Source organism: Oleiphilus sp. HI0080 (genome assembly GCF_001635135.1).
In genome coordinates, this window is record NZ_LWFU01000281.1 from 1 (window position 1) to 442 (window position 442).

At 45.8% G+C, this 442-nt stretch carries 2 protein-coding genes; both read right to left on the reverse strand.

The window, feature by feature from the left end; genetic code table 11:
• The coding region (locus A3751_RS21715; RefSeq protein ID WP_156492228.1) for an NTP transferase domain-containing protein at positions 1–112 on the reverse strand (112 nt) is incomplete at its 3' end.
• Between the two features lie 128 nt (positions 113–240).
• Positions 241–442 (reverse strand): ATP synthase delta/epsilon chain alpha-helix domain-containing protein (locus tag A3751_RS02955; RefSeq protein WP_304439003.1); only part of this gene is annotated, 202 nt, incomplete at its 5' end.

Here is a 442-nt window from a genome sequence, read left to right on the forward strand (position 1 = left end):
CTAATACGTGTNTGAGCATTGGTTTGCCAGCAAGTGTATGCAATACCTTAGGCTTATCAGACTTCATACGGGAGCCTTTACCCGCAGCTAAGACGATAATGTGAAAATCCATATCTCGTTCCAATTCTCTCGTTTTGTTTAATTGTAGTCGCAGAAGAGTACTAAGAAAGCCTCTTATCTACTGATTTACCAACAAAAAAGGCAGCCTTAAGCTGCCTTTAGATGATTGCGTTTGTAAGCTCAACGCCTACGCAATTGTTGAATCGCTCTCAGCCTTGCAGCCGCTTCTGCTAACTGTGCTGCAGCACGAGAATAATCCATCTCGCCGCTTTGATTAGCAAATTCACGCTCGGCTTCCGCTTTCGCTTCAAGAGCCGCCGCTTCATCCAGATCATCAGCACGCTGCGCTGTATCAGAAAGTATGGTCACGACATTTGGCTGT